The organism is Streptomyces sp. NPDC097107 (genome assembly GCF_044762405.1).
Classification (GTDB): Bacteria; Actinomycetota; Actinomycetes; order Streptomycetales; family Streptomycetaceae; genus Streptomyces; species Streptomyces thinghirensis.
On record NZ_JBIWEF010000007.1, the window covers coordinates 395,405 to 409,184 of the forward strand.

Here is a 13,780-nt window from a genome sequence, read left to right on the forward strand (position 1 = left end):
CGGACGGCCCCGGACCGTCTCAGACCCAGACGCCGCGGTCCTCCATGACCTTGCGCAGTGTGTCGATGTGATCGGTCATGATGCCATCCACTCCCAGGTCCAGGAGCCGGTGCATGCGGTCGGCGTCGTTCACCGTCCAGACGTGCACCTGCAGCCCGCGCGCGTGGGCGGCGTGCACGAAGCGGTGGTCGACCACCTGGATGCCCGACTGGACCTCGGGCACCTGCGCGGCCACCGCCGAGCGGCGCAGCGCGGCCGGTACGCCCCAGGAGCGCAGCCGCAGGTTGAGGACGCCCCGGGTGCCGTACGAGGTGGCCAGGCGCGGGCCGGCCAGGCGCTGGGCGCGGACCATCCGTGCCTCGGAGAACGAGCCGACGCAGACACGGTCCCAGGTGTTCGTCCGCCCGATCAGCTCCAGGAGCGGCAGCAGCGCGGGCTCCGCCTTCACGTCGACGTTCCAGCGCACCTCGGGGAAGGTCTCCAGGAGCTGCTCGAAGAGCGGCACCGGTTCCTCGCCCGCCACGCGCGCGCGGCGCACCTTCTCCCACGAGAGGCCGGCGATCCGGCCGGCCCCGTCCGTCACCCGGTCCAGTGTCGCGTCGTGGAAGGCGACGAGCTTCCCGTCCCGCGTGGCGTGGACGTCGGTCTCGATGTACCGGTAGCCCGCCTCGACCGCGCGCCGGAACTGCCGCAGCGTGTTCTCCAGGCCGTCCGCCGTACCGCCCCGGTGGGCGAAGGCGATCGGGCCGGGGTGGTCCAGGTAGGGGTGGCGGGGGCGGCGTATCGGGGTGGTCACCGACGCAGTATCGCGCGCCGGGATTGACCGGTGGCAACCACCGCGCTGCCGTCGGATGCCGACGGGACGGCGAACACGCGCAGGAACACCTGGGCGAGCGGGCCGATCGTCACGGCGTACAGCAGGGTGCCGGCACCGACCGTGCCACCGAGGGCGAAACCCGTCACCACGACGGTGATCTCGACGGCCGTGCGCACCAGGCGCACCGAGAGTCCCGTGCGCTGGTTCAACCCGGTCATCAGGCCGTCCCGGGGGCCGGGACCGAACCGCGCGGCGATGTACAGCCCGGTCGCCGCGCCGTTCAGGACGATCCCCGCCACCATCATGGCGATGCGCGGCGTCCAGCCGTGGGCGTCGGGCACGACGGCCAGCGTGGCGTCCATCGCGGCGCCGATCACCAGCACGTTGGAGATCGTGCCGAGGCCCGGACGCTGGCGCAGCGGGATCCACAGCAGCAGCACCGCCGCGCCCAGGAGCGTCAGCACCACGCCCATCGACAGGCCGGTGCGCTCCGCGAGGCCCTGGTGCAGCACGTTCCAGGGTTCCAGGCCGAGCCCCGACCTGACCAGGAGTGCCGAACTGGCGCCGTACAGCACGAGACCGCCGTAGAGCTGTGTCAGTCGCCGTGCGAGATGCCGCTGCCCGGATCGCTGCCTGGACAAGAGGTCCCCCTGTGTGGTGGTAGTGGCCTGCTGCATGACACCCTGTGGCTTGAGAAGCACAGCCATCCATGGCCAATTCGGGGAAGGTGGACTGATTTCCATGGCGCAGTGGACCTCGGCCGTGGGGGCGGGGCAGCTCGCCCGCCTGCTCGGCTCCCAGCAGGACCGCCCGGCCGGACCCGGCACCCGCCGCCCGCCCGCCTACCGCGCGCTCGCCGACGGCATCCGGCTGCTGGTCCTCGAGGGGCGCGTCCCGGTCGCCGCCCGGCTGCCCGCCGAACGAGAGCTGGCCCTGGCCCTGACCGTGAGCCGCACCACCGTCGCCGCCGCCTACGAGGCGCTGCGCGCCGAGGGCTTCCTGGAGTCCCGTCGCGGTGCGGGCAGCTGGACCGCCGTACCGGCCGGGAACCCCTTGCCGGCGCGCGGTCTGGAGCCGCTGCCCCCCGAGGCCCTCGGCTCGCTGATCGACCTGGGCTGCGCGGCGCTCCCCGCGCCCGAGCCCTGGCTCACCCGGGCCGTACAGGGTGCCCTGGAGGAGCTCCCCCCCTACGCGCACACCCATGGCGACTATCCGGCCGGGCTGCCCGCGCTGCGCGCGATGATCGCCGAGCGCTACACCGCGCGCGGGATCCCCACCATGCCCGAGCAGATCATGGTGACCACGGGGGCGATGGGCGCCATCGACGCCATCTGCCACCTCTTCGGGGGGCGCGGCGAGCGCATCGCGGTGGAGTCGCCCTCGTACGCCAACATCCTCCAGCTGATGCGCGAGGCCGGGGCCCGGCTGGTCCCGGTCGCGATGGCCGAGGGGCTCACCGGCTGGGACGTGGACCGATGGCGCCAGGTGCTGCGCGAGGCCGCCCCCCGCATCGCCTACGTCGTCGCCGACTTCCACAACCCCACCGGCGCGCTCGCCGACGACGACCAGCGGCGGCGGCTGGTGGAGGCCGCCCGGTCGGCGGGGACGGTGCTCGTGGCCGACGAGACGATGAGCGAGCTGTGGCTGGACGACGGGGTCGAGATGCCGCGCCCCGTGTGCGCCTTCGACCCGGCCGGGTCCACGGTCGTCACCGTCGGCTCCGCGAGCAAGGCCTTCTGGGCCGGGATGCGCATCGGCTGGGTCCGCGCCGCGCCCGACGTGATCCGCAGCCTGGTCGCCGCGCGCGCGTACGCCGACCTGGGCACGCCGGTACTCGAGCAGTTGGCCGTGCACTGGCTGTTCAGCACCGGCGGCTGGGAGCAGGCCGTCCAGGTGCGGCGCGATCAGGCCCGCCGGAACCGGGACGAGCTGGTGGCCGCGGTGCGCCGGGAACTGCCCGACTGGGAGTTCGAGGTGCCGCGGGGCGGGCTGACGCTGTGGGTGCGGACCGGGGGCCTCTCGGGCTCCCGGCTCGCCGAGGCGGGGGAGCGCGTGGGCGTCCGAGTACCGTCCGGCCCGCGCTTCGGGGTCGACGGGGCCTTCGAGGGCTACGTCCGGCTGCCGTTCACCGTCGGCGGCGCGGTGGCCGAGGAGGCGGCGGTGCGACTGGCCGCGGCTGCCCGGCTGGTGGAGAACGGAGGCGTCGGGGGCGGTGAGGCGCCGCGGACGTTCGTGGCGTAGACGGGGGAGGGGCCCCTTCCGTTCCCAAGGGGCGGCGTCCTGAAGGCCGACGTCCCGGTGCCCGGGCCGCCTTCCGGCACGGAAGGCGGCCCGGGCACCGGATCGTGGCCGGGCCCGGACCGTCTCGGCGTCGGCGGGCAGGGGATGCGCGCCGGGGCCGTGGTCGGCCCGGCGTCCGTCAGGAGGTCTCGGCCGCCACCGCCTTGGCGGGAACCGTCTCCGGCGTGGCCGGCTCCACCGCGGTGACCTCCCGGGCCACCGCCTCCGCCGCGACGGGCGCCGGCTCGGCGGCCGGCGCCCGCTCGGCGTCGGCCTCGGGCCTCTCCGGCCTCTCCGGTTCGGGCTCGTCCGGGACGGCCTGCCGCGTGACGGTCTTCTTCTCGATGGAGATCTTCTTCTCGGCCGCGTCCTCGTCCACGGGCACCTGCTCACCGTCCGCCGGGGTCGTGCGCGGGGGCAGCAGGTCGAGCACCGCCTGCCGGTGGGCGTCGCTCGTCGCTTCGTCGTAGGGGTCCGGCGTGGCCGGGACCTGGAGGCGGTGTACCGGTCCGGCGCCCAGGCGGGCGTATCCCCGGCCGGGCGGAACCTGGTCCACGGGCGTGGTGTGCGGGGGAGCGCCGAGCACCGCCGCCAGCTCGTCCGGCGTGGCCGGGCCGAGGACGACACGCGCGCGCGTGTGCTGCCGTACGGCGTCGCTGAGGCTGTCCAGGGAGTCCAGCTGGTCGGCGACGACCACCGTCACGTTCGCAGCGCGGCCGTGCCGCAGGGGGACCTGGAGCAGGGACTGCGGGTCCTTGCGGCCGTCCGCGGCGGCCAGGTGCGGGAACGCGCTGGGCCGGTCCATGAAGACCCACAGCGGCCGCTTGGTGTCGTCGGGTGCGGGCCGGCCCTCCTGGCGGGCCCGGTTGAGGGAGATCAGCCGGCGTTCCGTCTCGGAGGCGGCCCACTCCAGGCTGGTCAGCGCTCCGGTGAGGCCGCACTCGACGGCCAGGACGCCGTCCCGGCCGACCAGGCAGGCGTACTCGCCGGTGCCGCCGCCGTCGACGATCAGCAGGTCGCCGTGGTGCAGGGCCTGCAGCGCGACCGACCGCAGCAGGGTGGACGTGCCGGTACCGGGCTGTCCCAGGACCAGCAGGTGGGGCTCGGTCGAGCGGATGCCGGTACGCCAGACGACCGGGGGCACATCGCGCCGCTCCTCGCCGTGGGTGAGCGGGAGGGTGCGCTGGACCCCGGTCGGGTCGGTGAAGCCGAGGACGGTCTCGCCGGGCGCCGTCACAAAGCGCTGGGCGGTGATGTCGGTGGGCAGTGCCGCGAGTACGTCGACGGAGAGGTGGTTGGCCTCCTCGTCCCAGGTGAAGCGGTACTCCCGGCCCCGCCCGGACTTGGCGGTGAGCAGGTGCTCGATCCGGGCGCGGGACTCGGCCTCCCCGTCGGTGAAGTACGCGGGGTAGCGGATCACCAGGTGGGCGAAGCGGCCGGTGTCGTCGAACTCGTACGCGGGGAACGCCTTCTCCCACGCGCCCCCGTGGGCATACAGGGGATCGGGGTCCTCGGCGAGGGAGAAGTACGGGACGAGCGCCTCGTAGAGCGACTGGAGGCGCTTGGTCTGGGAGTCGTCGGGGCCGTCCGGCTCCGTCGGGGTGCGGTCCCTGCCCTGCCAGGCCGCCGCCGCCATCAGGGCGATGACGGCCAGTAGCGGGCCGTACGGGACCAGTGCCACGACCAGGACCACCGAGGCCACCAGGAACAGCAGCGCGCCGCGCCGGTCCTTGGGGGTCTCGGTCCATCTGCGCCGCGCGGCCGCGGCCAGGCGGCGCAGACCGCGGGTGATCGTGATCAGCGGCTGGAGGACGTCGGTGGCGCTGTCGGCCGCCGTCCGGGCCAGCTCCCGGCTCCGGGCGAGCTGTGCGCCGCCGTTGCTCAGAATGCGGGGGAGGGGCCGCCGGGCCACTGCTGCCTCCTGGAAGTGCGTACGTGTGGATGTCGGGCGGGGGAGAGAGGCGTCAGAACTTGATTCCGCCCAGGAGGCCCGCCAGGCTCTCGCCGCCTGCCTTGATGCTCGGGGCGATGGCCGTACTCGCCAGGTAGAACCCGAACAGGACCGCGACCAGCGCGTGCGAGGCCTTGAGGCCGTCCTTGCGGAAGAAGATGAAGACGACGATGCCGAGCAGGACCACGCCTGAGATCGAGAGGATCATGTGAGTTCTCCTGGTTCGCGGGGGACAGTCACCATGAGTACTTCCAGGCTCACAGCATGTATCCATACGATAAAAGGTGCAAACGGGGGAAATTCTCCGAAATTGCCCCAGGTGGCGGAGTAGTCCTTGGGCCGGTTGAGCAGGGCTGTTGCGCACTGCCGGGTCCGTGCTGATCTTTACCTCGGGCACTTCGGCTCATGTGCGGCGCGAGCCAGTACCCTGGCGATTCACTCGCACGGACGCAACCGCTCGCGGCCGTGCGCTCAGTCCCCGGCATGCGCAGCGAGAGGTGGTCCGGCCGATGAGTGAAGCCCCCGACCCGGAGGTCGTGGAGCTGGCGACGAAGATCTTCGATCTGGCCCGGCAGGGCCGGACCGAGGAACTGGTGGCCTATGTGGACGCCGGCGTTCCCGCCAATCTCACCAACGACCGCGGCGACTCCCTCGTCATGCTCGCCGCTTATCACGGCCACGCCGACGCGGTGCGCGCGCTGCTCGCCCGTGGCGCCGAGGCCGACCGCGTCAACGACCGGGGTCAGACCCCGCTCGCCGGTGCCGCCTTCAAGGGTGAGACGGAAGTGACCAGGGCCCTTCTGGAGGCCGGCGCGGATCCGTCCGCGGGGACTCCGTCGGCCGTCGACACGGCGCGCATGTTCGCCCGGACGGAGCTGCTGGAGCTGTTCGGCGCTCAGTGACCGGAAGTTGATCCGGTGCTGCTCCGGGTCTGCTCCACTCTTTCCGACCAGGGAAAATGCGAATAACGGGGGAGGCGGTACCGGGCCGCCGAAATTTCGGTCGCGGCAGATGTGACCGCCGGGTCATCATGACGACGTGGTTCACGGACGTGATGGCTGGGCAGATGTTGCCGCACCGCGCGGGCCGTGACACGGCCCGCAAGGGCCACCGACGAGAGGCAGAGGAACATGGTCTTCGGCAAGCAAGAGACGGCGGGCGCTCCGACGTGTTGGCGCACGGCCAGGTAACGCGTGCTCCCCGGTTGCGTCGACGCTTGATGTGAGGCTGTTTCCCATGTTCGATCCGGTCATAGCGCCCAGCGGTACGCTGCTCGGCCTGCTTCAGCGGGGTCGCGGCGACGGCACGCTGCATGCGCTCACCGCTCCGCGCGCCGAAGCGCTCGCGGCACTGAACCACTGCGTGCTGCACGACCCCCGCCACGACTGGCAGGTCGAGAACCGCTCCCTCTACTACGCCCGCCTCTACCTCGACCTGGGCGGCGAGCTGGACGCGATCGAGGCCCACCTCTTCGATCCCGAGGACATCCTCGAGGCCGACGAGTCACGCACCGGGCTGTCCCTCGCGGTCCTCGGGCACCTGGCCTCCTACGGCAGGCTGGACGCGCTCCAGCTGCTGCGCAGGTACGCCGCCCACGGCGTCAACTGGGCATGGGCCCTGGACGAGCTGGCGCTGCGCGACGACGACGCCGGTCTGCGCTCGCTCGCCGCGCCCGTGCTGGCACGCTTCCCGCACGATACCGAGGGCGATGCCGAGCTGGCCGTCGCCGTGCGGGACGCCTTCGAGCCCCGGCCCTGGCGGCTGTGGGCCGACGATCCGCGCGAATCGATCGCCGCGCGTGTGCGTGCCGCCCATGAGACGGGCTGCTTCGACCGCTGGCAGCGGCAGATGAGCCCCACCGGACCGCGCCCGGGCTGGAGCGTGCGGGCCGTCTTCGAGTGGGCCCAGCAGGGCGTCGAGCGCGGCGCCGCGCTCCATGTGCCGGCCGCCCGGTGTCTCACGGCCGTCGCCGGTCCCGAGGACCGGCCCGAGATCGTCGAGGCCGCGCGGTCCGGCGACGAGGGCGCCCGCTGCACCGCCCTGCGCTATCTCGCCGACGGCAACGATCCGGACGCCCTCGGCCTGATCGAGACCGCCGTGACCACCGGCTCGACGCCGGTCGTGGAGGCCGCCGTCGCCGCCTTCGAGCGCATGCGCAGCCTCGCCGCCGTCGACCTGGCGCGCCGCTGGGTGCACCGGCCCGACGCCCTGGGCGCCGCCGCCGGGCGGGTACTCGCCTGCCGGGGCGGAGCCCGGGACCGTGACCTCGTCCTCGCCGCACTGCGTGAGGCGGTACGCGGCGAAGGCCCCGACGCGCCGACCCTGTGGACCCTCGTCGACGGCACCGGACGGCTCGGCATCGCCTGCGCCGCGCCCGTGCTGCGCCACATCTACCGCGAGACCGCCTCCTCCCACCTGCGCGGTCGGGCCGCCCGAGCGCTGGCCGCCACCGACCCGTCCTTCGCCGCCGGGTTCGCCATCGAGTGCCTGTGGGACTGCGAGGAGACCACCCGCGAACTCGCCGCCCGCCACGCCGAGACCGGAGACAACCGCGTCGTCGAACGGCTGCGCAGGCTCGCCGCCGATCCAGCCGAGGAGGACGAGGTCCAGACGGCCGTACGCAGCCGCTTCGGACCGGACGCGTCGGCCGTGTGAGCGGGCGGGCCGGCCCGGGGCGGTTCGGCGCGAGCGGCCGGAGAAGCCTGCGCGGGCCTGCGGCCGCCCTTCCGCACTGACGCCGCCCGCCCCGGGCGCCGCCCAGCGGGTTCCGGGACCGCTTGGTGCACGCGGGACCCGGTCTTCGCGGAAAGTGCGGTCGGGCGTCGCTGTCACGTGCGGTCGGGCGTCGCTGTCACGTGCCGCCAGGCGTCGCCCCCACGTGCCGCCGGGCGGCAGCCCCTTCGTGTGAACGACGGATGGCCCGCGGGTACGTCGGGTGTGGCCGCGGGCCGGCCTGCCCGGGTGAGCAGGGCAACGCTCATGGGACGTTCCTCGGCCGGAAAGATCGACGTTGACGCGAGCACGCCCAGTCCGGCGACAACACCGGTATGCGTGTCGTCATCGTGACCGAATCCTTTCCCCCCGATGTGAACGGCGTCGCCCACTGCGCGCTCCAGACCGCCCGGCACCTCGTCGACCGCGGTCACGACTGCGTCGTCGTCGCCCCGGCCACCGCTCCGGGCACTGAGGCGGACACCTCCGCCGCGTGCCCCCTCGTCCGGATTCCCTCCCTCCCGCTCCCCGGCTACCCCCAGGTACGCGTCGCTCTCCCCAGCCGGCGCGTGGCCGCCGCGATCGCCGAGCACCGCGCCGACCTCGTCCACCTGGCCAGCCCCTTCGTCCTCGGCGTCCGGGGCATGGCCGCCGCCGCCCGGCTCGGCGTCCCCGCCGTGGCCGTCTACCAGACCGACCTCGCCGGATACGCCCGTACGTACATGGGGGCGGGCGAGGCGGCCGCCTGGCGGCGCATCCGCTCCGTGCACTCCGCCGCCGACCTCACTCTCGCCCCGTCCGGCGCGGCGCTGCGCGACCTCCAGGCGCACGGTGTGCCCCGGGTCTCGCTCTGGCCACGCGGGGTGGACACCGTCCGCTTCCGGCCCGACCGGCGCGACGAGGCGCTGCGCCGCGAACTGGCCCCCAACGGTGAACTGATCGTCGGCTACGTCGGCCGGCTCGCCCCCGAGAAGCAGGTGGAGCTGCTCGCCGGCGTCTGCGGCCTGGACGGCGTGCGCGTCGTGGTCGTCGGCGACGGGCCCAGCCGGCCCGGCCTGGAACAGGCGCTGCCGGGCGCGCTCTTCCTCGGCCGCCGTACCGGCGACGATCTCGCCCGGCTCTTCGCCTCGCTGGACGTCTTCGCGCACACCGGCCCCTTCGAGACGTTCTGCCAGACCGTGCAGGAGGCCATGGCGAGCGGCGTGCCCGTGGTCGCGCCCGCCGCGGGCGGACCGCTGGACCTCGTCACCCATGGGCGCACCGGGCTGCTCGTGCCGCCGCGCGACGCGGCAGCCGTACGGGACGCGGTGTGGTCGCTGACCGCCGACCCCGCGCTGCGGGCCGCGTACGGCGCGGCCGGGCGGGCTGCCGTCGAGGGGCGCACCTGGGCAGCCGTCGGCGACCGGCTGATCGGCCACTACACGGACGTACTCGCCACCCGGAAGGCGGTGCTGGCGGCATGAGCGGCGCACTGCGAATCGTCCGGCTCGCCAACTTCGTCGCGCCCGCGTCCGGCGGCCTGCGCACCGCGCTGCGCGAGTTGGGCAAGGGCTTCCGCGCGGCCGGACACGACCCCGTCCTCGTCGTCCCCGGCGAGCACGCCGACGACCGGGAGACCGAACAGGGACGGGTGATCACCCTCCCGGGACCGCGGCTGCCGGGCACCGGCGGCTACCGCGTCCTGACCGGCAGGCGGCGTGTGGCGGCGCTGCTGGAGGAGCTGGCGCCCGACCGGCTGGAGGTCTCCGACCGGACCACGCTGCGCTGGACCGGCAAGTGGGCACGGCGGGCCAGGATCCCCGCCGTGATGGTCTCCCACGAGACCACCGACGGTGTGCTGCGCACCTGGGGCCTGCCCGAAGAGGCGGCCCGGCGCACCGCCGACGCCCTGAACACCCGCACGGCGCACACGTACGCGCGCGTGGTGTGCACCACGGAGTTCGCCGAGCGGGAGTTCGTCCGCATCGGGGCCCGCAACGTCGTACGGGCTCCGCTGGGCGTCGACCTGGCCGGGCGGCACCCGGCACTGCGCGATCCGGGGCTGCGCGCCCGCCACGCGCGCGTGGACGAGACGCTGCTGGTGATGTGCTGCCGGCTGTCCGTGGAGAAGCGGCCGGGCACGGCGCTCGACGCGCTGGCGGCGCTGCTCCGGCGCGGCGAGCGGGCGGTGCTCGTGGTCGCCGGGGACGGGCCGTTGCGCCCGCGGCTCGAACAGCGGGCGCGGGAGCGCGGGCTGCCGGTGACCTTCCTCGGCCACGTCGCCGACCGCGGGCTGCTCGGCACGCTCCAGGCGTCCGCCGACGTGTGCCTGGCTCCCGGACCGGCCGAGACCTTCGGACTCGCCGCGCTCGAGGCCATGGCCTGCGGCACGCCCGTGGTGGCCAGCGCGTCCTCGGCGCTGCCGGAGGTGATCGGCTCCGCCGGGGCCGTCGCCGCCGACCACGGGGAGGCCTTCGCGGACGCCGTGGACCTGCTTCTCGGACGCCGGGAGGCGGACCGGCGGGAGGCGGCACGCGCGCGTGCTGAGTATTTCGGCTGGGACACGGCGGTCGGGGCGTTCCTGGCCGCGCACGACGCTACGGCCCCCGCGCTTCCCGTGCTGCCGGAGGCCGTGTCATGAGACGCGTCCGGTTCGTGGCCCTGGGGGACTCGCTGACCGAGGGCGTGGGGGACCCGGTGCGCGACGGGTGGCGCGGCTGGGCCGCGCTGCTCGCCGCCGGGCTCGCCGAGGAGCCCGCGGAGTTCACCAACCTCGCCCTCAGCGGGGCGCAGGCCCGGGACGTCGCCGAGCGGCAACTGCCCGCGGGTCTCGCCCTGCGCCCCGACGTCGCATCCGTCGTCGTCGGCGTCAACGACACCCTGCGCTGCTCCTTCGACCTCGGAGCCGTCGCCGCCCGGCTGGACACGGTGTACGCCGCCTTCACCGGACAGGGCGCGCTGCTGCTCACGGCGTGCCTGCCGGATCCCGGGGCGATGCTCGGGCTGCCGGGAGCGCTGGCCCGCCCGCTGGCCCGGCGGCAACGGGCGGTCAACGCCGTCGTGCACGCCCTGTCCGACCGGTACGGGGCCGTCCACCTGCACGCGAGCGAGGGCGACTGGACCACGGACCGCGCGATGTGGAGCGCGGACCGGCTGCACCCCGGCGAGCGGGGCCACAGGCAGCTGGCCCTGCGCTTCCACGCCCTGCTCGCCGAGCGCGGGCACGCCACCGGGCCCGCGCCCTCGCCCGAGAACGGGTTCCCCGCTCCCACCAGGTCGGCGCGCCTGTGGTGGCTGGCCACGGCCGGCACCGGCTGGGTGGCCCGGCGCTGTACGGACCTGCTGCCCCAACTGCTGACGCTGGCCGCCGACGAACTGCGCCACCACGCGCGTGGGACGAGCGCCCGGCTCGATCTGCGTACGTCCGCCGCGGTCTCCGCCGCGCTCGCGGCGCTGTCGTCGACGGAGCGGCCGGAGGCGGCGTGACCGGCGGCGCCCCGGCGCACGCCGGCACGGTCGTGCGGCGCCGCGGACGGAGCGCCGACCACAGCGGTGCCTCGGAGTGCGGACCACGGAGGTGCCCCGGTGCGGACCACAGACGCGGACCACAGACCTCCCCCGGGCGTGGGCGCCCCGCCGTCGTCGTACGGCGTCGGTGCTCGCGCACGGCAGTACGCCGGACCGGCAGCACTGGTGTCGGGCCCCGGAGCGCCCGAGGGCGGTGCCGTGGTGCCGTGGTGTCGCGGTGCCGTGGTGCCGCCGGTCAGTGCCTGTGGACGGCGACGAAGCGCACCGGAGTCCCCGGCGGCGTCTGGGCCGCCGCCGGGAGGTCGGCGGTGCGGACGACGCCGATCACCGGGTAGCCGCCGGTCGTCGGATGGTCGGCCAGGAACACGACCGGCCTGCCGTCGGGCGGCACCTGAACGGCGCCCAGCACCATGCCCTCACTGGGGAGTTCGCCCGGGCGGGCGCGTTGCAGTGCCGGTCCGTCCACGCGCAGCCCGATGCGGTTGCTCGCGGGCGAAACCCGGTACGCGCGCGAGGTGAACGTCCGTACCGCCTCCGGAGTGAACCAGTCGGCGCGCGGGCCCGGCGTCACCCGCAGGACCAGCTCCGAGGGGGGCGCCGGCTGCGGGGCGACGTCCACGCGCGCGTGCTGCCCGCGCGGCCGCCCCAGGGGCAGCACCGTGCCGTCCGTGAGGGGCGGCGGCCCGAGGCCGGACAGCAGGTCGGTGGAGCGGCTGCCGAGGACCGGCTCGACCAGGACGCCACCGGAGACGGCCACATAGCTGCGGACGCCGGAGTCGGCCGCTCCGACGTTCAGCAGCGCGCCGGCCGGCACGTCGACCGGCGCACCCCAGGGCACCGGCCGTCCGTCCACCGTGACGGCGCAGGGGGCGCCGCCGACCGCCACCGTCACCGCGCAACGCGGACGCACGGCGCAGCCGGTGAGCGTGGTCTCCAGGACGGCGGCGTCGGGCGGGCAGCCGACCAGCCGGAGCACCAGCGCCGCCGCGGGCGCGTCGAGCGCCCCGGAGCGGGGGACGCCGAGGTGCGCGTGTCCGGGGCGGCCCCGGTCCTGCACGGTGGTCAGGGCCCCGGCCCGGACGACGGCGAGCGCACGGCCCGTCATGCACCCCCCTGACGCTCGGGCAGGCGTCCACGGGCGACGAACCGCACGCGCGTGCCCGGCGACAGCAGCGCCGCGGGCACGCGTGTGTGGTCCCACAGCACGGCGTCCGTGGTGCCGATCAACTGCCAGCCGCCCGGCGACGAACGCGGATACACGCCGGTGTACGGACCCGCCAGCGCCACCGAACCGGCCGGGACGGCCGTGCGCGGAGTGTCCCGGCGCGGGACGTCGTAGCGCGCGGGCAGACCGGTGAGGTAGCCGAAACCGGGCGCGAACCCGCAGAAGGCGACGTGGAACTCCGTACCCGCGTGGATGCGGCCCACCTCGTCCTCCGCCACACCCCAGTGCGCGGCGACGTCGGCCAGGTCCAGGCCGTCGTAGCGGACCGGGATCTCGACCACGTGTCCCGCGCGCGGGGGAGCGGACGGCACCTCGGCGGCGGCCAGTTCGGACGCCAGCCGGGCCGGGTCGGTGAGGCCGTCGAGGAGGACGGTGCGGGCCGCGGGGACGATCTCCCGGGCGGCGAGGGTGCCCTCCGCGCGGCGCCGCAGCAACTCCGCGTGCAGTGCCTCCGCCTCGTCGCCCGAGGAGACCTCGACGAGCAGGGCGTCGTCGCCGACCGGCAGGACGTTCATGCGAAGGCCTCCACGCGGACGCCCGACGCCTCCAGCCGCTGCCGGACCCGGCGGGCCAGTTCCACCGCGCCGGGCGTGTCACCGTGCACGCACAGGGAGCGGGCCCGGACCTCGACGCGTGCTCCGGAGCGGGCGGTGACCGTGCCGGAGACGGCCAGGCCCACCGAGCGCTCCACGACGGCGTCCGGATCGGCGACCACGGCGCCCTCCTGCCCGCGCGGCACGAGCGTGCCCTCGTCGGTGTACGCGCGGTCGGCGAACGCCTCCGGGACGACCGGCAGCCCGGCCCGGCCCGCCAGCTCCAGCAGGCGTGAGCCGGGCAGCCCCAGTACGGGCAGCGCGCCACCCGCGAGGAGCACGCCGTCGACGACCGCCGCGCCCTGCTCCGCGTCCCGCACCACCCGGTTGTACAGGGCGCCGTGCGGCTTGACGTACGCCACGCGGGTGCCGGCCGCGCGCGCGAACACCTCCAGGGCGCCGACCTGGTAGGCCACCTCGGCCGCCAGCTCGGCGGGCGGCACGTCCATCGCGCGCCGCCCGAAACCCGCCAGGTCCCGGTAGGAGACCTGGGCGCCGATCGTCACGCCCCGCTCGGCCGCCAGCTCGCACACCCGCCGCATGGTGACCGGATCCCCGGCGTGGAAGCCGCAGGCCACGTTGGCGCTGGTGACGACCGAGAGCAGGCCCGCGTCGTCGGTGAGCCGCCAGCGGCCGAAACCCTCGCCGAGGTCGGCGTTGAGGTCGATCGAGGTCATGTCTCCAGTGTCTCCGGT

At 75.0% G+C, this 13,780-nt stretch carries 13 protein-coding genes; 6 read left to right on the top strand and 7 right to left on the bottom strand.

Annotated features, from left to right (window positions below; translation table 11 throughout):
- Positions 1–19 precede the first annotated feature (19 nt).
- A complete protein-coding gene (locus ACIQ1J_RS19595; protein ID WP_403558146.1) occupies positions 20–796 on the bottom strand; it encodes a glycerophosphodiester phosphodiesterase in 777 nt (258 codons plus the stop codon).
- Entirely contained in the window at positions 793–1,494 is a 702-nt protein-coding gene (locus ACIQ1J_RS19600) for a YitT family protein (RefSeq protein ID WP_374196424.1), read from the bottom strand. The genes ACIQ1J_RS19595 and ACIQ1J_RS19600 overlap by 4 nt, the downstream gene beginning before the upstream one ends.
- Positions 1,495–1,558: 64 nt before the next feature.
- Here ACIQ1J_RS19600 and ACIQ1J_RS19605 point away from each other — a divergent pair, with 64 nt between their 5' ends.
- Positions 1,559–3,058 (top strand): PLP-dependent aminotransferase family protein, encoded by a 1,500-nt coding sequence (locus ACIQ1J_RS19605; protein WP_403558148.1) that lies wholly within the window; start codon positions 1,559–1,561, stop codon positions 3,056–3,058.
- Between the two features lie 178 nt (positions 3,059–3,236).
- On the opposite strand, the gene ACIQ1J_RS19610 is transcribed toward ACIQ1J_RS19605, so the two are convergent.
- Together ACIQ1J_RS19610 and ACIQ1J_RS19615 are read right to left on the bottom strand one after the other, a co-directional pair.
- Positions 3,237–5,009, bottom strand: a complete 1,773-nt coding sequence (locus tag ACIQ1J_RS19610; RefSeq protein ID WP_403558150.1) for a hypothetical protein — start codon at positions 5,007–5,009, stop codon at positions 3,237–3,239.
- A 52-nt stretch (positions 5,010–5,061) separates the two neighbouring features.
- Positions 5,062–5,256: a hypothetical protein gene (locus ACIQ1J_RS19615; RefSeq protein WP_003977410.1), complete on the bottom strand. Its 195-nt coding sequence runs from the start codon at positions 5,254–5,256 to the stop codon at positions 5,062–5,064.
- A gap of 301 nt (positions 5,257–5,557) precedes the next feature.
- Here ACIQ1J_RS19615 and ACIQ1J_RS19620 point away from each other — a divergent pair, with 301 nt between their 5' ends.
- The 5 genes from ACIQ1J_RS19620 to ACIQ1J_RS19640 all read left to right on the top strand — a co-directional run bounded on the left by ACIQ1J_RS19620 (position 5,558) and on the right by ACIQ1J_RS19640 (position 11,225).
- Entirely contained in the window at positions 5,558–5,950 is a 393-nt protein-coding gene (locus tag ACIQ1J_RS19620) for an ankyrin repeat domain-containing protein (RefSeq protein ID WP_210961399.1), read from the top strand.
- Between the two features lie 334 nt (positions 5,951–6,284).
- Positions 6,285–7,703, top strand: a complete 1,419-nt coding sequence (locus ACIQ1J_RS19625; protein ID WP_210961398.1) for a HEAT repeat domain-containing protein — start codon at positions 6,285–6,287, stop codon at positions 7,701–7,703.
- 392 nt (positions 7,704–8,095) lie between these two features.
- On the top strand, positions 8,096–9,223 hold the full coding sequence (locus ACIQ1J_RS19630) for a glycosyltransferase family 1 protein (protein WP_210961397.1): 1,128 nt from the start codon (positions 8,096–8,098) through the stop codon (positions 9,221–9,223).
- A complete protein-coding gene (locus ACIQ1J_RS19635) occupies positions 9,220–10,380 on the top strand; it encodes a glycosyltransferase (RefSeq protein WP_403558153.1) in 1,161 nt (386 codons plus the stop codon). The genes ACIQ1J_RS19630 and ACIQ1J_RS19635 overlap by 4 nt, the downstream gene beginning before the upstream one ends.
- Positions 10,377–11,225, top strand: a complete 849-nt coding sequence (locus ACIQ1J_RS19640) for an SGNH/GDSL hydrolase family protein (protein ID WP_403558155.1) — start codon at positions 10,377–10,379, stop codon at positions 11,223–11,225. The genes ACIQ1J_RS19635 and ACIQ1J_RS19640 overlap by 4 nt, the downstream gene beginning before the upstream one ends.
- A 277-nt stretch (positions 11,226–11,502) precedes the next feature.
- Here the strand turns inward: ACIQ1J_RS19640 and ACIQ1J_RS19645 are convergent, their stop codons facing one another.
- From ACIQ1J_RS19645 to ACIQ1J_RS19655, 3 genes are read right to left on the bottom strand one after another with little or no spacing between them, the layout of a single operon-like run.
- Positions 11,503–12,372: a biotin-dependent carboxyltransferase family protein gene (locus ACIQ1J_RS19645; RefSeq protein WP_210961394.1), complete on the bottom strand. Its 870-nt coding sequence runs from the start codon at positions 12,370–12,372 to the stop codon at positions 11,503–11,505.
- Complete coding sequence (locus ACIQ1J_RS19650; RefSeq protein WP_403558157.1) at positions 12,369–13,007, bottom strand: allophanate hydrolase subunit 1; 639 nt, start codon at positions 13,005–13,007, stop codon at positions 12,369–12,371. Before ACIQ1J_RS19650 ends, ACIQ1J_RS19645 begins: the two co-directional genes overlap by 4 nt.
- On the bottom strand, positions 13,004–13,762 hold the full coding sequence (locus ACIQ1J_RS19655; RefSeq protein WP_403558159.1) for a LamB/YcsF family protein: 759 nt from the start codon (positions 13,760–13,762) through the stop codon (positions 13,004–13,006). The genes ACIQ1J_RS19650 and ACIQ1J_RS19655 overlap by 4 nt, the downstream gene beginning before the upstream one ends.
- Positions 13,763–13,780 lie beyond the last annotated feature (18 nt).

What these genes read in the sequence shown, in the direction of transcription:
- ACIQ1J_RS19605 (WP_403558148.1), top strand. Translation starts at nt 1,559, where the DNA reads ATGGCGCAGTGGACCTCGGCCGTGGGGGCGGGGCAGCTCGCCCGCCTG.
- ACIQ1J_RS19640 (WP_403558155.1), top strand. Translation starts at nt 10,377, where the DNA reads ATGAGACGCGTCCGGTTCGTGGCCCTGGGGGACTCGCTGACCGAGGGC.
- ACIQ1J_RS19635 (WP_403558153.1), top strand. Translation starts at nt 9,220, where the DNA reads ATGAGCGGCGCACTGCGAATCGTCCGGCTCGCCAACTTCGTCGCGCCC.
- ACIQ1J_RS19625 (WP_210961398.1), top strand. Translation starts at nt 6,285, where the DNA reads ATGTTCGATCCGGTCATAGCGCCCAGCGGTACGCTGCTCGGCCTGCTT.
- ACIQ1J_RS19630 (WP_210961397.1), top strand. Translation starts at nt 8,096, where the DNA reads ATGCGTGTCGTCATCGTGACCGAATCCTTTCCCCCCGATGTGAACGGC.
- ACIQ1J_RS19655 (WP_403558159.1), bottom strand. Translation starts at nt 13,762, where the DNA reads ATGACCTCGATCGACCTCAACGCCGACCTCGGCGAGGGTTTCGGCCGC.
- ACIQ1J_RS19620 (WP_210961399.1), top strand. Translation starts at nt 5,558, where the DNA reads ATGAGTGAAGCCCCCGACCCGGAGGTCGTGGAGCTGGCGACGAAGATC.
- ACIQ1J_RS19615 (WP_003977410.1), bottom strand. Translation starts at nt 5,256, where the DNA reads ATGATCCTCTCGATCTCAGGCGTGGTCCTGCTCGGCATCGTCGTCTTC.
- ACIQ1J_RS19600 (WP_374196424.1), bottom strand. Translation starts at nt 1,494, where the DNA reads ATGCAGCAGGCCACTACCACCACACAGGGGGACCTCTTGTCCAGGCAG.
- ACIQ1J_RS19650 (WP_403558157.1), bottom strand. Translation starts at nt 13,007, where the DNA reads ATGAACGTCCTGCCGGTCGGCGACGACGCCCTGCTCGTCGAGGTCTCC.
- ACIQ1J_RS19645 (WP_210961394.1), bottom strand. Translation starts at nt 12,372, where the DNA reads ATGACGGGCCGTGCGCTCGCCGTCGTCCGGGCCGGGGCCCTGACCACC.